The sequence below is a fragment of the Streptomyces sp. NPDC050121 genome (assembly GCF_044460385.1).
Lineage (GTDB): Bacteria > Actinomycetota > Actinomycetes > Streptomycetales > Streptomycetaceae > Streptomyces > Streptomyces soliscabiei.
Genome location: NZ_JBITJV010000031.1, coordinates 22,732 through 45,271, shown reverse-complemented (window position 1 = coordinate 45,271; position 22,540 = coordinate 22,732). Strand labels below are relative to the sequence as shown.

Annotated in this window: 22 protein-coding genes and 3 pseudogenes; 14 read left to right on the top strand and 11 right to left on the bottom strand. The window is 70.2% G+C overall.

Annotated elements, in window-relative coordinates; all coding sequences use genetic code 11:
- Nucleotides 1–363 precede the first annotated feature (363 nt).
- The 10 genes from hemL to ACIBTS_RS35415 all read left to right on the top strand — a co-directional run bounded on the left by hemL (nucleotide 364) and on the right by ACIBTS_RS35415 (nucleotide 10,378).
- Nucleotides 364–1,680: a glutamate-1-semialdehyde 2,1-aminomutase gene (gene hemL / locus ACIBTS_RS35460; protein WP_399324807.1), complete on the top strand. Its 1,317-nt coding sequence runs from the start codon at nucleotides 364–366 to the stop codon at nucleotides 1,678–1,680.
- Nucleotides 1,681–1,724: 44 nt separating this feature from the next.
- Complete coding sequence (locus ACIBTS_RS35455; RefSeq protein WP_399324877.1) at nucleotides 1,725–2,372, top strand: histidine phosphatase family protein; 648 nt, start codon at nucleotides 1,725–1,727, stop codon at nucleotides 2,370–2,372.
- Nucleotides 2,373–2,563: 191 nt separating this feature from the next.
- On the top strand, nucleotides 2,564–3,895 hold the full coding sequence (locus tag ACIBTS_RS35450) for a hypothetical protein (RefSeq protein WP_399324876.1): 1,332 nt from the start codon (nucleotides 2,564–2,566) through the stop codon (nucleotides 3,893–3,895).
- A gap of 66 nt (nucleotides 3,896–3,961) precedes the next feature.
- Nucleotides 3,962–4,552: a TlpA family protein disulfide reductase gene (locus ACIBTS_RS35445; RefSeq protein WP_399324806.1), complete on the top strand. Its 591-nt coding sequence runs from the start codon at nucleotides 3,962–3,964 to the stop codon at nucleotides 4,550–4,552.
- Nucleotide 4,553: 1 nt separating this feature from the next.
- Nucleotides 4,554–5,324, top strand: a complete 771-nt coding sequence (locus tag ACIBTS_RS35440) for a cytochrome c biogenesis CcdA family protein (protein WP_399324805.1) — start codon at nucleotides 4,554–4,556, stop codon at nucleotides 5,322–5,324.
- Nucleotides 5,325–5,327: 3 nt separating this feature from the next.
- Nucleotides 5,328–7,130, top strand: coding sequence for a cytochrome c biogenesis protein ResB (locus tag ACIBTS_RS35435; RefSeq protein ID WP_399324804.1), 1,803 nt, complete (start codon nucleotides 5,328–5,330; stop codon nucleotides 7,128–7,130).
- A complete protein-coding gene (gene ccsB / locus ACIBTS_RS35430; protein WP_399324803.1) occupies nucleotides 7,127–8,227 on the top strand; it encodes a c-type cytochrome biogenesis protein CcsB in 1,101 nt (366 codons plus the stop codon). Before ACIBTS_RS35435 ends, ccsB begins: the two co-directional genes overlap by 4 nt.
- A gap of 114 nt (nucleotides 8,228–8,341) precedes the next feature.
- On the top strand, nucleotides 8,342–8,935 hold the full coding sequence (locus tag ACIBTS_RS35425) for an RNA polymerase sigma factor (protein ID WP_399324875.1): 594 nt from the start codon (nucleotides 8,342–8,344) through the stop codon (nucleotides 8,933–8,935).
- Nucleotides 8,932–9,906 (top strand): CU044_5270 family protein, encoded by a 975-nt coding sequence (locus tag ACIBTS_RS35420; protein WP_399324802.1) that lies wholly within the window; start codon nucleotides 8,932–8,934, stop codon nucleotides 9,904–9,906. The genes ACIBTS_RS35425 and ACIBTS_RS35420 overlap by 4 nt, the downstream gene beginning before the upstream one ends.
- A 37-nt stretch (nucleotides 9,907–9,943) precedes the next feature.
- Nucleotides 9,944–10,378 (top strand): hypothetical protein, encoded by a 435-nt coding sequence (locus tag ACIBTS_RS35415; protein ID WP_399324801.1) that lies wholly within the window; start codon nucleotides 9,944–9,946, stop codon nucleotides 10,376–10,378.
- Between the two features lie 4 nt (nucleotides 10,379–10,382).
- Here the strand turns inward: ACIBTS_RS35415 and ACIBTS_RS35410 are convergent, their stop codons facing one another.
- The 4 genes and pseudogenes from ACIBTS_RS35410 to ACIBTS_RS35395 form a co-directional block, all read right to left on the bottom strand.
- Entirely contained in the window at nucleotides 10,383–11,948 is a 1,566-nt protein-coding gene (locus ACIBTS_RS35410; RefSeq protein WP_399324800.1) for a hypothetical protein, read from the bottom strand.
- Nucleotides 11,948–14,152 carry a hypothetical protein gene (locus tag ACIBTS_RS35405; protein ID WP_399324799.1) on the bottom strand — a complete coding sequence of 735 codons (2,205 nt, stop codon included), beginning with the start codon at nucleotides 14,150–14,152 and terminating at the stop codon, nucleotides 11,948–11,950. The genes ACIBTS_RS35410 and ACIBTS_RS35405 overlap by 1 nt, the downstream gene beginning before the upstream one ends.
- A gap of 84 nt (nucleotides 14,153–14,236) precedes the next feature.
- Nucleotides 14,237–14,353, bottom strand: a pseudogene (locus ACIBTS_RS35400) (DUF397 domain-containing protein); the annotation flags it as partial.
- The gene (locus tag ACIBTS_RS35395; protein WP_399324874.1) at nucleotides 14,322–15,221 is read right to left on the bottom strand and encodes a Scr1 family TA system antitoxin-like transcriptional regulator; all 900 of its coding nucleotides are present in this window, start codon (nucleotides 15,219–15,221) and stop codon (nucleotides 14,322–14,324) included. The gene ACIBTS_RS35395 and the pseudogene ACIBTS_RS35400, both read right to left, overlap by 32 nt.
- 139 nt (nucleotides 15,222–15,360) lie before the next feature.
- On the opposite strand from ACIBTS_RS35395, the gene ACIBTS_RS35390 reads away from it, so the two are divergent.
- On the top strand, nucleotides 15,361–15,960 hold the full coding sequence (locus ACIBTS_RS35390; RefSeq protein ID WP_399324798.1) for a hypothetical protein: 600 nt from the start codon (nucleotides 15,361–15,363) through the stop codon (nucleotides 15,958–15,960).
- 41 nt (nucleotides 15,961–16,001) lie between these two features.
- Here the strand turns inward: ACIBTS_RS35390 and ACIBTS_RS35385 are convergent, their stop codons facing one another.
- The gene (locus ACIBTS_RS35385) at nucleotides 16,002–16,967 is read right to left on the bottom strand and encodes a helix-turn-helix transcriptional regulator (RefSeq protein ID WP_399324797.1); all 966 of its coding nucleotides are present in this window, start codon (nucleotides 16,965–16,967) and stop codon (nucleotides 16,002–16,004) included.
- A gap of 63 nt (nucleotides 16,968–17,030) precedes the next feature.
- On the opposite strand from ACIBTS_RS35385, the gene ACIBTS_RS35380 reads away from it, so the two are divergent.
- Nucleotides 17,031–17,453: a VOC family protein gene (locus tag ACIBTS_RS35380; protein WP_399324796.1), complete on the top strand. Its 423-nt coding sequence runs from the start codon at nucleotides 17,031–17,033 to the stop codon at nucleotides 17,451–17,453.
- A 2-nt stretch (nucleotides 17,454–17,455) separates the two neighbouring features.
- Nucleotides 17,456–17,788 carry a putative quinol monooxygenase gene (locus tag ACIBTS_RS35375; RefSeq protein ID WP_399324794.1) on the top strand — a complete coding sequence of 111 codons (333 nt, stop codon included), beginning with the start codon at nucleotides 17,456–17,458 and terminating at the stop codon, nucleotides 17,786–17,788.
- A 120-nt stretch (nucleotides 17,789–17,908) separates the two neighbouring features.
- On the opposite strand, the gene ACIBTS_RS35370 is transcribed toward ACIBTS_RS35375, so the two are convergent.
- The 3 genes from ACIBTS_RS35370 to ACIBTS_RS35360 all read right to left on the bottom strand — a co-directional run bounded on the left by ACIBTS_RS35370 (nucleotide 17,909) and on the right by ACIBTS_RS35360 (nucleotide 19,345).
- A complete protein-coding gene (locus ACIBTS_RS35370; protein ID WP_399324793.1) occupies nucleotides 17,909–18,745 on the bottom strand; it encodes a hypothetical protein in 837 nt (278 codons plus the stop codon).
- Nucleotides 18,746–18,909: 164 nt separating this feature from the next.
- A complete protein-coding gene (locus tag ACIBTS_RS35365; RefSeq protein WP_399324792.1) occupies nucleotides 18,910–19,047 on the bottom strand; it encodes a hypothetical protein in 138 nt (45 codons plus the stop codon).
- 31 nt (nucleotides 19,048–19,078) lie between these two features.
- On the bottom strand, nucleotides 19,079–19,345 hold the full coding sequence (locus tag ACIBTS_RS35360; RefSeq protein ID WP_399324873.1) for an RHS repeat-associated core domain-containing protein: 267 nt from the start codon (nucleotides 19,343–19,345) through the stop codon (nucleotides 19,079–19,081).
- Between ACIBTS_RS35360 and ACIBTS_RS35355 the strand changes: the two genes are divergently transcribed.
- Nucleotides 19,340–19,486: a hypothetical protein gene (locus ACIBTS_RS35355; RefSeq protein WP_399324791.1), complete on the top strand. Its 147-nt coding sequence runs from the start codon at nucleotides 19,340–19,342 to the stop codon at nucleotides 19,484–19,486. The two genes, ACIBTS_RS35360 and ACIBTS_RS35355, sit on opposite strands and share 6 nt — an antisense overlap.
- Before the next feature lie 600 nt (nucleotides 19,487–20,086).
- Here the strand turns inward: ACIBTS_RS35355 and ACIBTS_RS35350 are convergent.
- From ACIBTS_RS35350 to ACIBTS_RS35340, 3 genes and pseudogenes are all read right to left on the bottom strand, one after another.
- Nucleotides 20,087–20,872: a CDP-alcohol phosphatidyltransferase family protein gene (locus tag ACIBTS_RS35350; RefSeq protein ID WP_399324790.1), complete on the bottom strand. Its 786-nt coding sequence runs from the start codon at nucleotides 20,870–20,872 to the stop codon at nucleotides 20,087–20,089.
- A gap of 49 nt (nucleotides 20,873–20,921) precedes the next feature.
- Nucleotides 20,922–21,719, bottom strand: a pseudogene (locus tag ACIBTS_RS35345) (serine/threonine-protein kinase); the annotation flags it as partial.
- Nucleotides 21,720–21,812: 93 nt separating this feature from the next.
- Nucleotides 21,813–22,520, bottom strand: a pseudogene (locus tag ACIBTS_RS35340) (SPFH domain-containing protein); the annotation flags it as partial.
- Nucleotides 22,521–22,540: the final 20 nt, after the last annotated feature.

The following is a 22,540-nucleotide window of genomic DNA, read 5'->3' as shown; positions in this document are numbered from 1 at the left end:
GAGGACCCAGGTCGTCAGTCCCCTCGCCCAGCCCGCCACCGCGATGCATATCTCCACCCGACTGCTTTTCTAGGACGCGTGGCCCCCGCCGCGCAACCCGATCATCGTGTCAGTGACCTCCCCCACGGCCGCACGCCGAAACGTGCGTTGAAACACCTGTCCGCAGGATCTTCGCAGCCCCTCGACACCTGGTCGTTGTGAGCTACGTCTATCAGGCTCAGTCCGTTTCAGTTTCGCAGATGACGAAGCGGTCGGGCGGGCGGGCGGCGGCCCCGGCCGAGGGCGAGCACCGCTGGCCTACCCTGGGAGGTCACTGGCAACCGGAGTCCAGCAAGTCGGAGAAGGTCGGAGAAGTCGCAGGTCATGAGCGAACTGCCCTATTCATACGATGCGCCCGTCTCGCAGGCGCTTTTCGACCGTGCGTCGGCCGTCACGCCGGGCGGCGTGAACTCCCCGGTGCGTGCCTTCCGCGCCGTGGGCGGAACGCCCCGGTTCATGGTGTCCGGCACCGGCCCGTATCTGACGGACGCCGACGGGCGCGAGTACGTCGACCTCGTCTGCTCCTGGGGGCCCATGATCCTCGGGCACTCGCACCCCGAGGTCATCGCGGCCGTGCAGGACGCCGTCTCCCGCGGCACCTCCTTCGGCACGCCCGGTGAGGGCGAGGTGGCGCTCGCCGAGGAGATGGTGGCCCGCATCGAGCCCCTGGAGCAGGTGCGGCTGGTCTCCAGCGGCACCGAGGCCACCATGTCGGCCATCCGACTCGCCCGCGGCTTCACCCGCCGCACCAAGGTGATCAAGTTCGCCGGGTGTTACCACGGTCACGTCGACTCGCTGCTCGCCGCGGCCGGCAGCGGCGTGGCCACCTTCGCGCTGCCCGACACCCCGGGGGTCACCGGCGCCCAGGCCGGCGACACCATCGTCCTGCCGTACAACGACCTGGAGGCCGTGCAGGAGGCCTTCCACCGGCATCCCGGCGAGATCGCGTGCGTGATCACCGAGGCCTCGCCCGGGAACATGGGGGTCGTGCCGCCGCTGCCCGGCTTCAACCAGGGACTCAAGGACGCCTGCGCCAACAACGGCGCGCTGTTCATCTCCGACGAGGTCATGACCGGCTTCCGGACCAGCCGGGCGGGCTGGTTCGGGATCGACGGGGTGCGGCCCGACCTGATGACCTTCGGGAAGGTCATGGGTGGCGGCTTCCCCGCAGCCGCGTTCGGCGGTCGCGCCGACGTCATGGCGCACCTCGCTCCCGCCGGGCCCGTCTACCAGGCCGGCACGCTCTCCGGGAACCCGGTCGCCACCGCCGCGGGGCTCGCCCAACTGCGGCTCCTCGACGACGACGCCTACACCAGGATCAACGCCGTGTCCGGGCAGATCCAGGCGCTCGTCTCCGAGGCGCTCACCAAGGAGGGCGTCGCGCACACGCTGCAGAGCGCCTCCAGCATGTTCTCCGTCTTCTTCACGGACCGGCCCGTCCGTGACTACGAGGACGCCAAGGCGCAGGAGTCGTTCCGCTTCACCGCGTTCTTCCACTCGCTGCTGGCGAACGGCGTCTACCTGCCGCCGTCGTCCTTCGAGTCCTGGTTCGTGTCCACGGCCCACGACGACGCGGCCGTCCAGAGAATCGCCGACGCCCTCCCGGCGGCGGCCCGAGCGGCTGCGGAGGCCACCGCGTGAGCACCCACGGCAACAGCGGCAAGGACCTCACCGTCGTCCATCTCATGCGGCACGGCGAGGTCGCCAACCCCGACGGTGTGCTCTACGGCCGTCTCGACGGCTACCACCTCTCCGAGTTGGGCCGGCAGATGGCCGACCGGGTCGCCGAGCACCTCGCCCCGCGTGATGTGACGTACGTCGTCGCCTCGCCGCTGGAGCGGGCGCAGGAGACGGCCACGCCGATCGCGAAGGCGCACGGTCTGGATCTGGCCACCGACGCGCGGCTCATCGAGGCCGACAACGTCTTCCAGGGCAAGACGTTCGGGGTGGGGGACGGGGCGCTGCGCCGGCCCGAGAACTGGAAGCACCTCGTCAACCCGTTCAAGCCGTCCTGGGGCGAGCCGTACGTCGACCAGGTGGTGCGGATGATGGGCGCTCTGGACGCGGCGAAGGACGCGGCCCGCGGGTACGAAGCCGTGCTCGTCAGCCACCAGTTGCCGATCTGGATCGTGCGGTCCTACGTCGAGCGGCGGCGGCTGTGGCACGACCCGCGCAAGCGGCAGTGCACGCTCGCCTCGCTGACGAGCTTCACGTACCAGGGCGACAGGATCGTGTCCGTCGGCTACAGCGAGCCCGCCATCGACCTCGTGCCGGCCCATCTCCGGGCCGGCGCCAAGCCGGTGAAGGGGAAGGACAAGGCCTTCGGCGCGTAGCCGCCGCCCGCGCGCACCCGTCGAATCCGCTTCTCCTGCCCACGTCGAAGCCGTTACCCCCTGCCCACGCCGAAACCGCTGGCTGAATCAGTTCCCCTGTTACCGAATCCGGAACTATGGGGGGAACCCCCTCGTTCGTCATGTCCTCTGATTAAGTGACCACTGACGAGGACCTGACGAACGAGGACGCCATGCGCACGATCACCCGAAGGGGAGCACTCGGACTCGGTGCCGGGGCCGCCGCCGTCGCCGGACTGTCCGGCTGCGGCAGCCTCACCGGTTCCGGCGACCCGAAGCCCGCGGGGTCGGGCAAGGACGGTTCCAACGGCAGCCCTTCCGGCAGTCCGAAGCCCTCGGCCCGCCCCATCGGCGACGGCTCGACCTCCTTCACCGGCAAGCAGCCCCACCAGCCGGCCAAGCCGGTCCCGCTGGAGCCCGGCCAGGAGCCGCCGCAGTTCGTCGTCTTCTCCTGGGACGGCGCCGGCGAGGTCGGCAACGGACTCTTCCCGCGCTTCCTCGACCTCGCCAAGGAGCACGGCGCGAGCATGACCTTCTTCCTCTCCGGGCTGTATCTGCTGCCCGAGTCGAAGAAGCGCCTCTACGACCCGCCGAACAACCCGCGCGGCGCCTCCGACATCGGCTACCTCACCGACGACCACGTCAAGGCGACGCTCACCAACGTGCGCCGGGCCTGGCTCGAAGGCCACGAGATAGGCACCCACTTCAACGGGCACTTCTGCTCCGGCCACGGCACCGTCGGCAACTGGACGGCCAAGCAGTGGCGCAGCGAGATAGACCAGGCCAAGTCGTTCGTGAAGAACTGGCGGACCAACACCGGCTGGACGGACCTGCCCGCGCTGCCCTTCGACTACGACAAGGAACTCGTCGGCGGCCGCACCCCCTGCCTCCTCGGCCAGGACAACCTGCTGCCGACCGCCAAGGAACTCGGCTGGCGCTACGACGCCTCCTCGCCGGGCGGCCGTCAGGTGTGGCCGAAGAAGCGGGGCGGCCTGTGGGACCTGCCGCTGCAGCAGGTGCCCTTCCCGGGCCACAGCTTCGAGGTCCTGTCGATGGACTACAACATGCTCGCCAACCAGTCGAAAAACTCGACCAAGGCGCCCAGCTACAACTACCCGGGCTGGCGCAAGCAGTCCGCGCAGGCCTACATCCAGGGCTTCCAGCGGGCGTACGAGTCCAACCGCGCTCCGTTCTTCATCGGCAACCACTTCGAGAAGTGGAACGGCGGCATCTACATGGACTCCGTCGAGGAGGCCTTCAAGCACATCGCGCGGGAGAAGGAGAAGGGCGCGGACGTACGGCTGGTCTCCTTCCGGCAGTTCGTGGACTGGATCGACGTCCAGAAGCCCGAGGTCCTCGAGAAGCTGCGCACCCTCGACGTCGGCCAGCAGCCGGCCGGCGGCTGGAAGACGTTCCTCGCGGCGGCCCCGAAGACTCCCACCACCCCGAAGAGCCCGAAGACGTCGGCCGGGGCGTCCGCGACGGGGTCCGCATCCGCCGCCTGATATGCGGTTTTCTCCCCGCAAGGGGGGCGCGCAAGATCCCCGGAACGGGCATGCGAAACTTTTCACATGAGTGCCGCCAGCCGCGCCCCCCTGTCTGTCGTCGTCGCCGTAGCCGCGGCGTCACTGCTGTCCGCGTGCACCTCAGGAGGCGCAGCCGGCGGAGGCGGTGACACCAACTTCGTGATGGGCAAGGACGGCATCTCCACCGTGGAGAAGGGGAAACGGGTCGCCGCGCCCGACCTGTCCGGCAAGACCATCGACGGCAAGCAGCTGGACGTGGCCGCTTACAAGGGCAAGGTCGTCGTCCTCAACGTGTGGGGCTCCTGGTGCTCCCCGTGCCGTGCCGAGGCGCCCGGCTTCCAGAAGGTCTACCAGGACCTCCAGGCCGACGGCGTGCAGTTCGTCGGCCTCAACACCCGGGACACCAAGGCCCGCAACGCCGTCGCCTTCGACGAGCAGTACGGCATCGCCTACCCCAGCCTGTACGACCCGACGGGCAAGCTGATGCTCCGCTTCAAGAAGGGCACCCTCAACCCGCAGGCCATCCCCTCCACGCTGGTCATCGACCGGGAGGGGAAGATCGCCGCCCGCTCGCTGGCCGCGCTCAGCGAGGACAAGCTGCGCAAGATGATCTCCCCGGTCGTCGCGGAGAAGTGACGTGAGCGCAGTCAGCACGCTCGCCGCGACGGGCTACAACGACACGGTGCTCAACGGCGCCCTGCTCGTCGCCCTGCCCATCGCCCTGCTGGGCGGTCTCGTCTCCTTCTTCTCGCCCTGTGTCCTGCCGCTCGTCCCCGGCTATCTGTCGTACGTCACCGGCGTCGCCGGCACCGACCTGGCCGAGGCCCGCCGCGGCCGGATGGTCGCCGGCGCCTCCCTCTTCGTCCTCGGCTTCACCGCCGTGTTCGTCTCCAGCGGCGCCCTGTTCGGCTACTTCGGCCAGAACCTCCAGGACAGCCAGGGCGTCCTGTCCAAGGTGCTGGGCGTGCTCATGATCATCATGGGCGTCTTCTTCATGGGGCTGATGCCCTGGATGACCCAGCGGGAGTTCCGCTTCCACAAGCGGCCCGTCGCCGGACTGGCCGGCGCCCCGCTGCTCGGCGCGCTGTTCGGCATCGGCTGGACCCCGTGCATCGGCCCCACCCTCGCCTCCGTGATCGCCCTCTCCTCCCAGCAGGGAAGCGCGGGCCGCGGTGCCATACTGACCGTCGCCTACTGCCTCGGCCTCGGTGTGCCGTTCGTGCTCGCCGCGGTCGCCTTCCGCAAGGCGCTCGGCGCCTTCGGCTGGGTCAAGCGTCACTACGTCTGGGTGATGCGGATCGGCGGCACGATGATGATCGTGACCGGTCTGCTGCTGCTGACCGGTGCGTGGGACCGCCTCGTGCAGGACATCCAGTCCTGGTCCGCCGGCTTCACTGTGGGGATCTGATTCATGAGCAAGACCACGACACCCGGCAAAAGCCCGACAACCGGCGCGAGCCCGACCGGCACGACCTCGACGACCGGTGAGACCTCGACGACCGGCACGGCCTCGGCGACCGGTGAGGCGACCCCCGTCGCCCCCGACGACCAGGACCTCGGCGCCGCCGGCTCCCAGCTGTCCACCGCGCCCGTGGACTCCCTGGCCAGTGGCCCCGGCCTGGGGCTCGTCGGCTGGGCCCGCTGGTTCTGGCGTCAGCTCACCTCCATGCGGGTCGCGCTGCTGCTCCTGCTGCTGCTGGCGCTCGGCGCGATCCCCGGCTCGCTGATCCCGCAGTCCGGCACCGACGAGACGAAGGTCGCCGACTTCCGCCAGGCGCACCGGACGCTCGCGCCGGTCTACGACAGGCTCGGCCTCTTCCACGTCTACAGCTCGGTGTGGTTCTCCGCGGTCTACATCCTGCTGTTCGTCTCCCTCATCGGCTGCATCGTGCCCCGCACCTGGCAGTTCGTGGGCCAGCTGCGCGGCCGTCCGCCGGGCGCACCCAAGCGGCTGACCCGGCTGCCCGCCTACACCACCTGGCGTACCGAGGCCGAGCCGGAGCAGGTCCGCGAGGCCGCGCTCGCCCTGCTGAAGAAGCGCCGCTTCCGCGCCCACCTCGCCGGAGACGCCGTCGCCGCCGAGAAGGGCTATCTCCGGGAGGTCGGCAACCTCGCCTTCCACGTCGCGCTGATCGTGATGCTGGTCGCCTTCGCCTGGGGCCAGCTGTACAAGTCCGAGGGCAACAAGCTGGTCGTCGAGGGCGACGGCGGTTTCTCCAACACCCTCACCCAGTACGACGACTTCAAGTCCGGCACCCTCTTCAACACCGACGACCTCACGCCGTTCAGCTTCAGCCTGGACAAGTTCACCGGCACGTACGAGACGAGCGGCCCCAACAAGGGGACCCCGCGCACCTACCAGGCCGCCCTCACCTACAGCGTGGGCGCGTACGGGAAGGGCAAGAAGGACCTCGTCAAGGTCAACCACCCGCTGGAGATCGGCGACTCCAAGGTCTACCTCACCGCCCACGGCTACGCCCCCGTCGTCACCGTCCGGGACGGCAAGGGCGACGTCGTCTACAGCGACGCCGTACCGCTGCTGCCGCTGGACTCCAACGTCACCTCCTCCGGGGTGGTCAAGGTCTACGACGGCTACAAGAACGCCAAGGGCGTCTCCGAGCAGCTCGCCTTCCAGGCGTTCTTCCTGCCGTCGTACGTCAAGGGCATGGAGACGGCCTCCAGCTTCCCCGCGCTGCTCAACCCCGTGCTGAACCTCGTCCCGTACCACGGGGACCTCGGCGTCAACTCGGGCATCCCGCAGAGCGTGTACCAGCTCGAGAAGACCCATATGAAGGACTTCAAGGACGCCAAGGGCGCACAGGTGCGGGAGAACCTGCAGCCCGGCGAGACCCTGACCCTCCCGGGCGGCGCCGGCTCGATCACCTACGAGGGCACCAAGCAGTGGGCGAACTTCCAGATCACCCAGCAGCCGGGGAGCGGCTGGGCGCTGGGCGGCGCGCTCGCCGCGATCTTCGGCCTGGCCGCCTCCCTGTTCATCCAGCGCCGCCGGGTGTGGGTGCGTGCGGTGAAGGACGCCGACGGTGTCACGGTCGTCGAGATGGCCGGCCTCGGCCGCAGCGAGTCCGCCAAGGTGCCCGAGGAACTCGGCGACCTCGCCGGAACCCTGTACGACCAGGCTCCCGGAGCCCCGGAACCTGACCCCACCGATTCCCCCGAACCCGAAGTCGTACCTGCCGAAGGGCCTGCGAAGTGACTCTCGCCGCCGCAACCGATCTGGCCGCCGCCTCCAACGAGAATCTCGCGAACATCAGCAACACGCTGATCTACTCCTCGATGGCCGTCTACACGCTGGCCTTCTTCGCATACATCGCCGAATGGCTCCTCGGCGGCCGCAGCAAGGTCGGCCGCACCGCCGCCGCGCTGACCGCCGAGGCGCAGGCCGCGGCGAAGGGCCCGGCCGTCACCGTCAAGAAGAACGGCGGCACGGCCGTCCTGGAGCGTCCGCAGGTCGTGGTGCGCTCCGCGGCCGGCGCGCGCGACGTGCCCGACGGGCCGGGCGCGCACGGCGGTGACGAGCAGGGCGACATGTACGGCCGGATCGCCGTCTCCCTCACGGTGCTCGCCTTCCTGGTCGAGCTGGCCGGCGTCGTGGCCCGCGCGGCCTCGGTGGAACGCGCGCCGTGGGGCAACATGTACGAGTTCAACATCACCTTCTCCACCGTGGCCGTCGGCGTGTACCTCGGGCTGCTGGCGCTGAAGAAGAACGTGCGCTGGCTCGGCCTGTTCCTGATCACCACGGTCCTGCTGGACCTGGGCCTCGCGGTCACCGTCCTCTACACGGCGAGCGACCAGCTCGTCCCGGCCCTGCACTCGTACTGGCTGTACATCCACGTCTCCACCGCCATCTTCTGCGGCGCGGTGTTCTACGTCGGCGCGGTCGCCACGATCCTGTACCTGTTCAAGGACTCCTACGAGAACAAGCTCGCGACCGGCGGCAAGCCCGGCAAGTTCGCGAACTCGGTCCTGGACCGCCTCCCGGCGTCGGCCTCGCTCGACAAGTTCGCCTACCGCGTGAACGCCGCCGTCTTCCCCCTCTGGACGTTCACGATCATCGCGGGCGCGATCTGGGCCGGCGACGCCTGGGGCCGCTACTGGGGCTGGGACCCCAAGGAGACCTGGTCGTTCATCACCTGGGTCGCCTACGCCTGCTACCTGCACGCCCGCGCCACCGCCGGCTGGAAGGGCCGCAAGGCCGCCTACCTGGCGATGATCGCCTTCGGCTGCTGGCTGTTCAACTACTACGGCGTCAACATCTTCGTCTCCGGCAAGCACTCGTACGCGGGCGTCTGAGCCGTAGGCCGCTCACGGCAGAGGCCGGTTTCTGTGACCTGGGTCACGGGAACCGGCCTTCGTCGTACGGACAGGTAAGGGGACGTGGATACGACTCCGAGCACGATCAGAACGCTGAGGAAACGCATCCGCGCGGGGGACCACGACGCCTTCGGTGAGCTCTTCGACGCCTACGCACGCTCCGTCTACAACCACGCCTTCCGGCTCACGGGGGAGTGGACGGTCGCCGAGGACGTCGTCTCGCTGACCTTCCTGGACGCCTGGCGGCTGCGCGAGAAGCTCGACGAGGACGGCGGTTCGCTGCGCCCGTGGCTGCTGGGCATCGCCACCAACGTCACGCGCAACACCCGCCGCGCGGCCCGAAGACACGCGGCGGCCGTCGCCCGGCTCCCGCGCGGCGAGGCGCTGGACGACTTCGCCGACGAGGTCGCCGGGCGCCTGGACGACGCGGACCGGCTCGCCCTGGTGCGCGCCGCCTTCGCGAAGCTGCGGCGGGCCGAGCGGGAGGTGCTGGCACTGTGCGTGTGGGGCGGGCTGGACTACGCGGCGGCGGCCGAGGCGCTGGGGGTGCCGGTCGGGACGGTGCGGTCGCGGTTGTCGAGGGCGCGGACGAAACTCGCTAAATATACGGAACTCCCGCAAACCTACGGACAGATGAGAGGTGACCGCATCACCGCGGTCGGCCCCCTGAGGGAGGGAAACCGATGAACCAGCTTCCAGAACTGCCTGAGAAAGACCTCCCGCCGGGCCGTCACCAACTCCTCAAGGAGCATCTGATGACCGAGATCCGGCAAGAAGAACAGGCCCCCGTCCGCAAGCCCGTCCGCAAGCGGAACCCGTGGCTGCGCCCCGCGCTCACGGCGGCGGCCGTGGCGACCGTCGCCGCCGTCACCTTCACGCTGCTGCCGTCGTCCGGCGATTCCGGCTCCGGACCGCGCGTCACCACGGCAGCCGCCGTGCTGGAGGACGCGGCGCTGGTCGCCGGCCACCAGAACGGGTACGGCAAGATCCGTGACGACCAGTTCACGTACGTCGAGACCAAGGTGACCTCCACCAGGATCGGGAAGGACGGGAAGCCAGTCGTCAAACCCCTGCATCGCAGGGAGGTCTGGGTGTCTGTGGACGGCCGCAGCGAAGGCGTGATCCGGGACGCGACCTTCTCGGGTGATGTGAGCTACCCCCGCTACGAGCCGGAGAACTACACCCGGCAGGGGTACGCCGGATACGCCTACCTCGAGTCCCTGCCCACCGACCCGGACGCGATGCACGACTGGCTGGCCGCTCACTCTGTGCTCGGGATCGAATTGATCGACGGCGCGCGGCCCATCGTTTTCAACAGGGACCAGATGCTGTTCTTGACGGTGGGCGACATGATGACGGACGGCATCGTGCCACCCGCCCAGGCCGCCGCGCTCTACCGGGTCGCCGCCCGCATCCCCGGGGTGACCGTGCGGGAGGACGCCGTGGACGTCCTCGGACGGCACGGGGTGGCGGTCGTTTACGAAGACGCGAAGCTGCCGTTGCGGGTGGAATGGATCTTCGACAAGAAGACGCACCAGATGCTCGGACAGCGGACGACCTTCACCCGGGACTACGGGAAGTTCAAGAAGGGGACCGTGTTCAGCGACTCCGCGACGGTGCGCCGAGCGGTCGTCGACAAGGTGGGGCAGCGGCCGTAACCGTGCGAAACCGGTTCCCGGGGGTCAGGCTGGTGTCATGAGCGGTTCCGTCGAACAGGGCACCAGCCAGACCCACGGGAACACGCACATCCTGCACTTCCTGGTGCGGCTCCCGGGGGTCATGGGGGCGGTCTGGCCGGCGTTGTCCACGCCGGAGGGGCTCGGCGGCTGGTGGACGGCCGTCGACGTCCTCGAACCCCGGCTCGGCGGCACGGTCGCCCTGCGCGGTCTGGGCGCGGGGCAGGTCACCGCGTGGGACGTGGACCGGGTCGCCGAGTACACGGTGGCGGCCGGCGGCCGGATCCGCTTCCATCTGGAGCGGGACGGGGACGAGGGCACGGTCCTGCGCTTCACCCACGAGTTCCAGGCTGAAGGTGAGGGTAAAGACGGGGGCGAGGGGGAGAGCGAGTGGGAGTGGCGGGCTCGATTCGAACGCCTGATCGAGCAGCTCGGCGGGGGTCAGGGCACGTAGCGGCTCAGGACGGCGGCAGGCATTCCCCCGCCGGCGGCTTCCCCTCCGGCCAGGCGATGCGCACGAAGCGCGAGCCGCCGTCGGCGTGGAGTTCCACGATCGGCACGGCCTTGTCGTACGGGTTGCCGTGCACGTCCAGACAGATCCAGCCGCTCGCCCCGTTCACCCGCAGCGAGCCCTTGACCTGCGGCCACTGCAGTCCGACGTCGGCGAGGGGCGGCACGGCGGCGCCGTCGGGGGTGGCCTCGCGGATGCCGTGGACGGCCAGCGTGATCGCGTCGTAGGCGATGATCAGCTGGCCGTCGTCCAGGGCGGCCGGGCCGATCGGGCCGATGGGCTCGCGGACGGCGCGGGCGAGGAGGTCGGTGAGGACCTTCGCGTCCCCCGCCGAGCCGCCCCGCCCCGGCGGGGACTGCGTCCAGGCGTCCGGGTGGGCCAGAGCGGTGTAGCGGACGGACAGGTTGTGGGTGAGCGCCGTGCGGTCCAGCTTCTTGTCGCCGGACAGATACGAGCCCTCGTCGCCGGTCAGCACCGTGAACCTGCGGTTCTGGCAGCCTCGGGTGCCGAGCGCGTTGATGAACTGGCGCAACTGCGTGTGGCGGCCGGCGAACAGGATCGTGTCGGTCTCCGGCGAGGTGTCGCACACCAGGTGGGTGATCTGCCGGAAGGTGTTCGCCGTCGTCCCCTCCTGGGTGCGGTCGGCTGGCGGGGTGAACGGCTGCGGCTCGTAGGGCGAGCCCTTGAGCAGCGCGGTGAACGACGTCTGGAGCGTCCGGGTGTACGGGTCGCCCGGCTTGTCGTACACCAGCAGCGCCCGGCCCGCGTTGACCTTGGCGAACGAGGCCAGGGCGCGCGCCTCGTCGGTGTTGGTGGGGGCGACCCGGGCCAGCCCCGGCAGCGGGTCCTTGCCGCGCCGGCCGTTGGCGAGGTCGTCGGCGGTGATGGACGCGCCGACCACCGGGATGCCCCGCTTGGTCAGTTCCTCCACGGCCTTCTTGTTGTTGTCGGTGCTCTGGCCGACCCCGGCGACCGCGCGCAGCCGGTCGGCGCTCTTCGTCATCCGCTCCAGCTGGTCGACCATCGTCTCCCAGTGGTCGCTGGTGGCCCCCGGGTTGGCGAGCACCAGCCGGATCGACGGGGCCTGCCCGTTGGAGGTGTGGTTGGCCTGCCACTGTGCCAAGTACGCGCCCTGTACCTCGTGTTGGATGTCGCTGAGCGTGGAGGGAGTGGACGCGGTGTACGGGAGCATCAGCGCGATGGTGACATAACTGCCCGCCTTGAGCCGGTCGTTCTCCCGGTCGATGGCCTGCACCGTGTCCCGCAGCTGGGCATGCCCGAAGTCGTACGGTCCCGTGGCCACGCCCACGCACTCGTCGCTGTCGGCCGGACGGGCCACGCCGGGCCCGCAGGCACGGTTCTCCTTGGTGACCGCCCGCACGGCGAAGACCACCCCGACCACCAGGGCCGCCGTGACCAGCAGCGCCAGATAGCGGTAGAGACGGATCTCCCAGACCTCCCGCAGCCACCGCACCAGCGGACTTCTGTCGCCGTTCCTGCCTCCGTCGGCCATCACGCCACCCCGTCCCCGTCGTCGCCGTCGTCGTCCCCGTCGTCCGGCCCGTTGCCGTCCCCGCTCCCGCTCCCGTCGTCGTCTGCGTCGCCGTCCTCGGCCGGTGTGCGCAGGGGGCGGCCGGCGAGGGCGTCCCGGGGCCAGGCCTGGGAGGCCGCGAAGAGCAGCGCGCCCCCGGCGGGCCGTAGGTCGGACAGTTGCAGCAGCTCGAACTCCAGCCGCCCGCACACCTTCGGATCCGGCAGCACCAGCGGGTCGGTGACCTGCCACATCGCGTGCAGCAGCCGCCGTATCCGCAGGTGGAGGGAGGCGTTGACGCCCTCCGGGGGCTGCTGGGCGGCGTCCGTGCGCCCCAGCGCGATCGCGGACCTGCGGTCCTCGTGGCCGTCGTCGCGGCCCTCGGCGTCGTGCGCGTGGAAGTAGGGCGCGGACGCCAGGAAGCGGAGGGTGTCCAGCCAGGTGCGGGTGCGCAGGGTGGTGAAGGTGTCACGCAGGTGTGCCACCGCGCCGGCCGTGTCGCCGAGGGAGAGCTCGTGGTAGAGGCGGAAGGCGTCGACGCCGGGATGCGGGGTCCGGAAACCGAGGCCGGTCGCGAAGTGGGCGATCAGCGTCTCGTGCACCTCGCGCCACTTGGCGTGGTCGGAGTGCCGGTGGTGCAGGCGCAGCAGCAGCAACGTCCGCACGAAGGGGTCGCCGACGAAGTGTCCCGGCGAGGCCGCGAGCCCCTCCTCGGTGAGCCGCGCCCGCAGCGACCGTACGCCCGACGAGCCGAAGTCGTCCGGGAGCTGGGCGTGCGCGAGGGCTACGGCGGAGTCGTGGCCGTGGGCGGCGGCGAGGACCGTCAGCTCGTCGAGCCGGTCCTCGGGGACCAGCCGGCCGAGCAGTTCGGCGTAGGCGGGACGGCCGTCGTCGGGCTGCCCCTCCTCCAGCTTGACCTTCGCGATGAGCAGCCGCCCCAACGAGGCCGCCTTGTCCGGATGTTGGCGGGCGGCGGTCGCCAGCAGGACGATGCCGAGCGGGTTGCCGCCAGTCAACCGGTGGATGGCGTGGGGGAGTTGGGGCGGAATCTCGACGTCGTCGCAGACCGCGCCGACCATGTGCAGGGTGTCGTCGGGGGAGAGCGGCGGCAGCGGCACCAGCAGCGCCCGCGAGGAGGGCGAGCTGCCCGGCTCCCAGTCCGTGACCCGGGCGACGTCCAAAAGCTCGCGGCGGATGGCGTCCCCCAGCGCGGGATGGTTGGCGCCGCGCACGGTCGCCGCCCACACCACCTGATCGGCGACGCCGTCGGCCCGGTCCCGCAGGACGGCGTCCAGCAGCCCCGGACCGGGCCCGCTACGCGCGTTGTCCAACAGCACGAGCGGCCGCCCGAGCCGCCTGAGGTGCGAGCCGATCCCGGAGTACGACTCGGCCAGGTCGGCGAGCAGCGCCCGCACCAGCCACCGCTCGGCGTGCTCGCGCGAGGTGCCCCCGGCGCGGAAGTTCCCGGCGAGCAGCAGCAGCCCGCGCTTGGCGTTGCCGCCCGCGTTCGGATACGAGCGGTACCAGGTGGCCGGCCGCTGCTCCTTGCGCTGCGTGACCCCCTCGGAGAGCGCCTCCAGGGTGGCTTCGATGGTGGCCGCGACGTACGGGTCCTCGCTGCTCGCCGCCGCGATCACCTTCGAGGCGACCTTGGCGGCCCAGCGCCCGGCCAGACTGAACCGCGTCGCCCGCTCGTTCAGCAGCAGGATCCGCACCAGCTCACGCCGGATGCGGTCGGAGTCGGTCCGCCCGCTCCAGTCACTGGCCCGGACGGCCACCAGCCCCGCCGTGAGCCGCGGAAAGGTGAGCTGCCCCGCCGCTTTCACCGGTTCGGTCAACTGCTCGGCGACCACCAGCAACGCCTGCCACACCGGCGACCAGGACTCGGGGCTCTCCTCGTGCGGAGGCCGCGCGAACTGCTCGTCCTCACAGTCGATCAACGCGACCGGAGTACGCCGACGGGCCTCACCCCGGCGGTTGTGCTCGGTGTACGCGTCCCACAACTCCCCGAGCACCGCGCTCTTGCCGACCCCGCGCCCGCCGGCCAGCACCAGCAGCGGCGGCCCGCCGGGATGCTCCAGCCGCTCCGCGTGCAGCTCGTACGGACGCATCCCCACGAGTCGCGGTACAAGACCGGCGGGCTCGACGTCGAACAGCGCCCCACGCCCGTACAACCGTCCGTGCACCGCGCACCTCCCCCAGGGCCGGTTCCCAACGCAAGGGTAAGGAGAGGGAGTTGCTATGTGCCAGATCGCATGGTGTCCGTTGGGTTACGAAAGTTCCGGTACGCGACTTACGAAGGCGGCCCAGGATGTGTGGGTAAGGAGGAGAACGGGGCCGTCGGGACACTTGCTGTCACGGACGGGGACGACGGAGGTGAATTCGGGGGCGACTTCGAGGCACTGCCCGGCGTCGCTGCCGCTGTAGCTGCTCTTGACCCAGGTCGCCGCGTTCAGCTGCTGCTGGTTCATGGTCGCCGTAATCCTCCATCAAGTCGCCGATCAAAGCGGCTGAATCGCGAGCCGACAGGATGTCCGCCCTGAGCACATCATAGATTCGGCTCATCTCGGCGTAGTCATTCGGATCGTTGTTGAAATAACCGCGACTCAGCGACTCCGAGTAGATCCAGCGTTCGCCGGTCGGCAACGTGATCAGTGACATCGATTGGTTGGGGCGATCGAGATCGAAGCGACCGCTCGGGACCACCTGGATGCGGATGTTGGGGCGTTGTCCCAGGGCCAACAGGTGCGCGCACTGATCCCGCATCACGGCAGGACTGCCGACGGCGTAGCGCAGGCAGCTCTCGTCCAGCACGGCGATGTACGTGGGTCCATCGTCGGCGAGGTAGCGCGGCTGACGGCTGAGCCGGGCCATGACCCGGTTTTCGAGCACTTCACCGCTGGCTCGTTGGGCGAGCAGCGCCCGGACGTAGTCCGGGGTCTGCAGCAGACCAGGCACGAGCATGGCCTGGTAGTCGTACAGCGCTACAGCCTTCGCCTCCATGTCCACCATGCGCTGGAACCAGTCCGGATGCTCCACCTGCGCATACCAGTCGATGCGCCTCCACAGCCGTTCCAGCGCCCCACCCGTGTCCAGCACTTCGTCGCACTGCTTCGCGAACAGCTCCTGTGGGACCCGAGTCGCCGTCTCCACGCGGGCCACGAATGACCGGTCGCAGGGGATCGCCCGCGCCAGCGCGTCCTGCGTCAGCAGTGCGCCCTCGCGGAAGTGGCGTAACAGCTCCCCGAACAGCATGGCGTTGGTGGTCAAAGGCGCGTCCCCTCCGTGACATGCGCGTGTGGCACGCGTCGGGCATTGATACGGACCGTGCCCGCACGCGACGCTCTACACACCCAGAGTCACGAAGTCGGTACGGAGAGGGCACGGACGGGGCATGACCGAGCACACCGAGAGCCAGTTCGAAACAGGAACGGTCGTCTATGACACCAGGTCGGACAGGGCAGGGGAGTACCAGGGCAAGACAGGCCCTTACGCGCTGCTGCGCCCCGTCGGCGGAGGACGGGAGTGGGAAACCCGGCCGGAGTTGATCCGACCCGCCACCCCCGCCGAACGGCTCACCGCAGGCGTCCGCGCCGCCAACTGCCGCTCGTTCCAGGCGCCGCACGACCCGCCCGCCCCCGCCCCCGTCCGCGACTGCGCCGCCTGCGAAGACCTGGCCGGCCTTCGCGACCAGGCCCGTACCCGCCGCGACGGCACCGCCGAGACCGACGCGAACGTACTCCTGCGACGCCACCAACGCCGCTACCACACAGCCTTCCTGGGCCTCCAGGAGTACGCACTCGTCCCGGACGCCTCGGCCGACGTGGAGTACGAGACCTCGTGCGCCGACTGCCACTCCGGTTCCGGTGCCCACCGGAACCCCTCGGACGTGGAGGAGTGGCAGTGCGGCCACGCCCAGGAGACCGGCCACACCCGCTACCGCCGCGCCATCACGGACTACGCGGTGTTCGAGCCGGGGGTGCCGGTGCCTTGAGCGCCCCGGCGCACTGTGAACGGTGTCGAGCCGACATCTCTCTACCGGGGCTGACCGTTCGCGTTGTCCTCGAACAGCTCCCGAGTACGGCGTAGCAGTGCTTCTCGTACGTCGTCCGGTGACAGGACCCGCAGGGGGGTGGCCAGGCTGAGGAGGTACTGCGCGAGGCCGTCCGCGCAGGGGCCGCCGATGTCGACGATCGTGGCGTCGGGGCCCTCCGGGCGGTGGGTGCCGACGGTCGGCGGGATCAGCCGAAGTGCCTGCTCCACGGGCAGCGGGAGGCGGATCGTCACGTAGAGCGGGTACGCCCCGGTCGCGATGGAGCGGGAGACGAGCAGTGCCGGGTCGGGCGGGTCGAGGAGTTCCACCGGTCGTCCGGTCGGCTGTATCCGGCCGACCCGGTCGGCCCGGAAGGTCCGCCACTCGTCCCGCGTCACGTCCCGCGCGACGAAGTACCAACGGCGTCCCGTGTGCACCAGGCGGTACGGGTCGACGTCCCGGACGGTGGCCGTCCCTTCCCGGTCGCGGTACGACAGCCGGCTGCGCTCGCCCCGGCGGCACGCGGCGGCCAGTTCCAGCAGCATGCCGGGCTCGATCTGCGGCTCACCCGGCCTCGGGGTGTGCACGACGGCCGCGTCCATCTCGCCCAGCCGGTCCGCGATCCGGCGGGGCAGTACCTGCCGCAGTTTCAGCAGCGCGGACAGCGCGGCCTGGTCGCCGCCGAGGACGCCGCTGAGCGCGGCCTCGCGCAGGCCGACGGCCACGGCGAGTGCCTCCTCGTCATCGAGGATCAACGGCGGCACCCGGGCCCCGGCACTGAGGCGATAACCGCCCCATGGTCCGGGGTCGGACTCGACTCCGTAGCCGAGCTCCCGGAGTCTGGCGATGTCCCGCCGTACCGTGCGCTCGTTCACCGCCATGCGCTCGGCCAGTTCGCCGCAGGTCCACGACGGCCGGGCGGACAGCAGGGAGACCAGTCGCAGCAGGCGGGCGGATGTGCTGATCACGTCCTGAAGTGTCCCGCACGACCAGGACCGAACCTGTCCTGGTCCCGCCATAGCGTCTCCCCCATGAGCGCTGAGACCGCATCCGCATCCGCACCCACGACCGCACCCGCAGCCGCGTCAGCCCCGGCCATCCGCTACGCGGCCGTCACCTTCGACTGCCCGGACCCCGCCGAACTGGCCCGTTTCTACGGCGACGCTCTCGGCCTGCCCGTGGCCTTCGCCACCGACGACTTCGTCATGCTCGGCAAGGAGGGATCCGCCGGACTCGGATTCAACCGGCTGACCGACTACCGGCGTCCCACCTGGCCGGACCCCTCCCAGGAGAAGCAGGCCCATCTCGACTTCGGCGTCGACGACCTGGACGAGGCCCAGGCCCGGCTGCTCGCCCTGGGAGCGGTCGAACCCGCCGTCCAGCCGGAACCCGACCGCTGGCGGGTCCTGCTGGACCCCGCAGGCCATCCGTTCTGCATCTCCACCTTGGTCTGAGCATGATCGGTCGATTGATGACCATGACAGCGCACCAGGGCAGGGGCGACGAACTCGCCGCCGTACTCCTGAGGGTCGCGGCGGGGCTGCACGGCTTCCCCGGTTGTGAGGTCTATCTGATCAGTCAGGACGCAGCCGATCCGGACAAGGTGCATGTCACCGAGGTCTGGCAGGACGAGGCCAGTGCTCAAGCGGCCCTCACCGCTCCGCCGTCCACGAACGGCCCCGCCCCTGCGGACGTCCTCGCCCTGCTGTCGTCCCCACCGCACCGGACGGACCTCACCGTGCTCGGCGGAGTGGGCCTCTCCGGGGACGACGGCCGGCTCGGACAATGAGCCCGCCGGTCCTTCGCCGTGGGTTGAGCCCACCAGCGCGTACGTGGTCCCTGCCCCTTCCCTGACGCGGCTACGACGAGGGACGGCCAGTCGGCCACCGAAGAACGCCTCCAGCAGCCCTTACCGCCTCGGCGCACCCCACCATCTCCCGTGGTGGTGATGGACGCGGTTCCAGTCTTCGCCAGCGGCATCGTCGGATATCGCTGCGAGCATCGAACGCGCTTCGTCGCGCACGTGCCCGACCTGGGTTGTGGTCAGGCGCCGGCAGTTCCACAGCAGCCCCGCCATCTCGGCCGCCAATGGATTGTCGGGAGGCGGCGGCTCGGGGAGGTCGACGCCGGTGATGGCCGCCAGGTCGCCGGCCGGGATGCCGAGAGCGGTCGCGAAGCCCACCACCAGTTTCGGTGTCAGAGGAACGCGGCCTCTGCCGATGCCGCTGATCGTGGAGGCGGCCAGGTACACACGCCCTTCGGTCAGCAGGGCCAGGATCTTGGCCGCGGCGGTCGGGGACTGCAGGTTCCGGTTGCTGCACAGCAGGTTGGCGATCATCGCGCCGAAGCCCGCCTCGTGCTGGTCATGGATGAACGGCGGAGCGGACGGACGTTCTTCGCGGTCCAGCGGCATTTGCTCGATGAGCTGGTGAACGTGGACTCTCTGATCCGAAGGCAGCGCCAACGTGGCCTGGACGATGTGCGCGATTGCGGACCCAGCGGCCGGGTCCCGGGGTGTGAGGGCTTCCGGAACCGGGATGTCGGCGATCACATAGAGGTCGGCGGCGTGGAAACCGAGGGCGAGGGCGAGGCCGTCGAGCTGCGAAGCCGGCGGCGGCGCACCCGATACCACCGAGCGGAGCTCGGTCTCCGGGATGCCGGACGCCGAGGACAGCCACGCGACATCCATTCGGCGGTAATTCATCAGTCGGGTCAGGATCACACCGAAGCCTGGATGATTCGCCACGGCGTCACCTTACGTTTTGCATCGAAAAGGGATCGACGGCGGGGAGAGCGCGGCTCCTTGTTACGTGCGCGGTGTGTCGAACCGTTTGAAGCGCACTCAGCAAGAACCCCCGCTCCCGCAAAGGCACACCGACGGCGACCGGGCGACTGTTTCGCGCGGCCACGTCACCGGCCCGGTCCCGCCGACGAGTCCTGGTCGGTGAACTCGGGCCGCGCCCCCGCGTTGGCCGTGGCGAGCGCGGCGCTGCGGCTCCCTGCGCCCGCCGGATCCGGGTAGAGCAACGGGTCGTAGTGGTAGGTCATCGCACTCTCCTCGCGCCCGCATCGCTCGGGGTCAGCGCGTGCGCTTCGCCAGGCGCGGGGCGACTGCCTTGTTGTACCAGTCGTCCATGCCGCTGGGATCGCTGCTGCTGGCCGGGTTGTCGGCCGCGTACGTGTAGCCGCCCATCTGGTTGGGGTCGCCGGCCTGGAACACCGGGTCCGGGCTCAGGAAGCGTCCGGTGACGGCGTCGTAGTTGCGTGCGCCGAGCAGATTGAGGCCGGTGGTCTCGTCCAAGGGTTGGTTCAGGAATCCGCGGTTAACGCTGGCGGAGGGGTGCAGATCGGCCGTCGGCTCTTCCAGGGCACGTACGGTGAGTACGCCAACGGCTCGGTGAGCGATGTGCGCATGTACCCCACCGCCCTGCCCGCGGCGAACGCCGCGGCGACGGGTTCGCTGCCGGGGATCACACAGCTCGACTGACCGTAGAGGGGCGACCGACGGCCGCGCGGCCCACCCCCTGCCCGTTGCGCCCCGAGGCCACGGGTGTGCTGCCCGCGTACTCGGGGCGCACGGAGTTCGGTTACCGCGTCGTCGGCGACGTGCACCGGCAGGGGCTGCTGGCGTACCGGGCGCTGGTGAAGGGGTATGGGCCGGTGGTGGCGGCCCGGATCACGCGGACCGTGCACGAGGGGACGTCCCGGCCGCGCTCGCCCGCGTCTCAGCCGCCCACGCCAGCTGGACGAGGGGCGCGTCGGCCTGCGGGCCACCGGGGAGGCCCTGGAGGCGCTGGCCATGCAGCCTCCGGGAGCACCGAGGCCGCCGCGCTCCGGTCTGCGGATCGGAGACGTGGCCGGGGCTGATCGGTGTCCGGACCTCGGCGTTGCGGGTGTGGGGGCGGCCGGTCTGATCGTCCCGCCGCGCGAGTGCGGGACGCGGTACCGGGTCCACGGGCCGTCCAGGGCGGGCGCGCGGGCACTGTCTGTTCACGCAGATCCGGCTGATGCTCGCGGAGTTGGATGACGGCCCGCCCCCGCGCCATGCCGGCGGGAGCGGGCCGTGTGCCCGACCACCCGGAGATCGTCAGCGCAGCCGGGACGACGAAAGGATCGACAGCAGGTGGGCCGGGACCATCAGCCAGGTGATGACGGCGATGGCGGCGAGCGCCCAGCGGGTCGGGTCGACGGAGTCGGCGGCTGCGTCGGCGAACGCCACGACGACGAGGACCAGGGACGCCTCGATGCCGTTGGTCACCCGGTGGATCTTGAACGCGGCGGCGAGCCGGCGCACCGAGGCGACGCCCTGCGAGCGCGGCGCTGCCGCCTCGTCGTCGGCGACGGTGAGTCCGCGCCGGGCCCGGGCCACGTCCACCAGGTCGGTCGACGCCTTCAGCAGCACGACGCCGAGCGCCGTCGCGAGGCCGAGGGACACCCAGCCGTTGAAGCCCGCCCAGCCGCCGAGGCCCGACTCCGCCGCACGGAAGCCGAAGCCGATCATCAGCGCCGCGTCGGCGAGATACGCGCCGAGCCGGTCGACGTAGATGCCGGTCGCGCTGTTCTGGCCCTTCCAGCGGGCGACCTCGCCGTCCACGCAGTCGAACAGCAGGAACAACTGCATGAGGAGGGCCGCGAGGACGGCCCCGGCCAGGCCCGGGATCAGCAGCGCGGCCCCGGACAGCACCCCGCACAACACCATCGTCCAGGTCAGCTGGTCCGGGGTGACCCGGGTGCGCACCAGCTGGCGGGTGAAGCGCAGGGAGACCCGCCGCATGTACAGCCGGCCCGCCCAGTGTTCGCCGTTGCGGCTCGCCAGTTTGGCCTGCGGCTGGCAGACCTCCCGCAGCTCCTCCAGCACCGGAGCAGCAACCATGAACGTTCCTCCCACGAGCCCACGATGATCGGGCCAGGCTACAGAGCGCTCAAGTGGCTGACGCGGCGGGGCGGTTGTGGAGGTCGACCAGTGCGCGCAGGTGCGGCGACAGCCAGTCCTCGGACGGCGAGAGGTCCGGGGAGAGCGCGTTGATCACCTCGGCGGGGGTCGGCCGGTCGTCGGGGTTCTTCTGGAGGCAGCGGGTGATGACGGCCGCCAGGCGTCCCGGCAGCGACTCGAGTGCGGCGGTGAGGGTCTGGCCCTGCTTCAGGGGCATGACTCCGGCGGCATGACATAGCACCATTCCGAAGGCGTAGAGGTCCGCGGCGGGCGTGATCGCCGTTCCGTTGAGCTGCTCCGGCGCGAGATAGACGGGCGTGCCGACGACCTGGTGGGCGAGGGTGATGTGGGAGTCCTCCAGGACGCGGGCGAGACCGAAGTCGATGACGCGGGGGCCGGTGCCCGACACGACGATGTTGCCGGGCTTGAGATCACGGTGGACGATCCCGCAGGAGTGGATGCCCTCCAGTGCCTCGGCGACCCCGACGGCGAGGGTGCGCACGGTCGGCATCGGCAGTGGGCCGACGTTGGTCAGGACGTAATGCAGCGAGGGGCCGGGGACGTACTCGGTGGCCAGCCAGGGCGGGCTGCCTTCCGGGTCGGCGTCGACGACGGACGCGGTGTGGAAGCCGCCGACCTTGCGCACGGCCGAGATCTCCTTCTCGAACCGCTTGCGGAACGTCGGGTCGTCGACGTAGTCGTCCTGGATCACCTTGACCGCCACCAACCGCTCGCCCGGAGAGCGCCCGAGAAAGACCGTGCCCATGCCGCCGTGGCCGAGGCGGGCGGTGAGCCGGTAGCGGCCGAGGGCTCGGGGGTCGCCAGGGCGCAGGGGCTTGTGGGTGGACTGGAGTTCCGGGAAAAACCGCTCGGGCGGAGTGCTCCGGACCGACTCCGCGTTCCCGGCCAGGATCTCGGCCACCTCGACGTCCGACTGTGCCTTCAGCTTCGCGGCCTCCCGCTCGCCCGCGGCCTTCAGGATGGCGGCCTGACGGATGCCCTCGGCGGTGATGATCGCGGCACGCTTGTCGCGGTCGGCGCGCATCTGCTTCTCCAGCGAGTCCTGGATGGAGGTGGGCGGTTCGATCGCCTTGAGCTCGACCTTGTTGACGAGGATGCCCCACCTGCCGGTGGCTTCTTCGAGGACGCCGCGCAGGGCCGAGTTGATCTCCTCACGGGAGGTCAGGGTCCGCTCCAGGTCCATGCCGCCCATGATGTTGCGGAGCGTGGTGATGGTGAGCTGCTCCATGGCATGGATGTAGCTGGCGACCTCGTAGGTCGCGGCCTGCGCGTCGGTCACGCGGTAGTAGACGACGTAGTCGATGTTGACCACCAGGTTGTCCTGGGTGATCACCGGCTGCGGCGGGAACGGCACGACCTGTTCGCGCATGTCGATGCGGTTGCGGATGCTGTCGATGAAAGGGATCACGAAGTTGACGCCGGGTGACAGCGTCCGCGCGTAGCGGCCGTACCGCTCGACGACGGCGGTGCTGGCCTGCGGGATGACCTGGAGGCTCGCGATCGCCCAGGTGAGGCCGAGCGCTCCGAGCGCTCCGAGGACGATCGTCACGATCAAGACCGGTTGCAAGGCGACTCCCCCCTGTCCCC

Coding starts and splice junctions, on each gene's coding strand:
- ACIBTS_RS35380 (WP_399324796.1), top strand. CDS start 17,031: ATGAGCGCTGAGACCGCATCCGCATCCGCACCCACGACCGCACCCGCA.
- hemL (WP_399324807.1), top strand. CDS start 364: ATGAGCGAACTGCCCTATTCATACGATGCGCCCGTCTCGCAGGCGCTT.
- ACIBTS_RS35420 (WP_399324802.1), top strand. CDS start 8,932: ATGAACCAGCTTCCAGAACTGCCTGAGAAAGACCTCCCGCCGGGCCGT.
- ACIBTS_RS35375 (WP_399324794.1), top strand. CDS start 17,456: ATGATCGGTCGATTGATGACCATGACAGCGCACCAGGGCAGGGGCGAC.
- ACIBTS_RS35450 (WP_399324876.1), top strand. CDS start 2,564: ATGCGCACGATCACCCGAAGGGGAGCACTCGGACTCGGTGCCGGGGCC.
- ACIBTS_RS35390 (WP_399324798.1), top strand. CDS start 15,361: ATGACCGAGCACACCGAGAGCCAGTTCGAAACAGGAACGGTCGTCTAT.
- ACIBTS_RS35410 (WP_399324800.1), bottom strand. CDS start 11,948: ATGGCCGACGGAGGCAGGAACGGCGACAGAAGTCCGCTGGTGCGGTGG.
- ACIBTS_RS35395 (WP_399324874.1), bottom strand. CDS start 15,221: ATGCTGTTCGGGGAGCTGTTACGCCACTTCCGCGAGGGCGCACTGCTG.
- ACIBTS_RS35415 (WP_399324801.1), top strand. CDS start 9,944: ATGAGCGGTTCCGTCGAACAGGGCACCAGCCAGACCCACGGGAACACG.
- ACIBTS_RS35350 (WP_399324790.1), bottom strand. CDS start 20,872: ATGGTTGCTGCTCCGGTGCTGGAGGAGCTGCGGGAGGTCTGCCAGCCG.
- ACIBTS_RS35455 (WP_399324877.1), top strand. CDS start 1,725: ATGCGGCACGGCGAGGTCGCCAACCCCGACGGTGTGCTCTACGGCCGT.
- ACIBTS_RS35365 (WP_399324792.1), bottom strand. CDS start 19,047: ATGACCTACCACTACGACCCGTTGCTCTACCCGGATCCGGCGGGCGCA.
- ACIBTS_RS35435 (WP_399324804.1), top strand. CDS start 5,328: ATGAGCAAGACCACGACACCCGGCAAAAGCCCGACAACCGGCGCGAGC.
- ACIBTS_RS35445 (WP_399324806.1), top strand. CDS start 3,962: ATGAGTGCCGCCAGCCGCGCCCCCCTGTCTGTCGTCGTCGCCGTAGCC.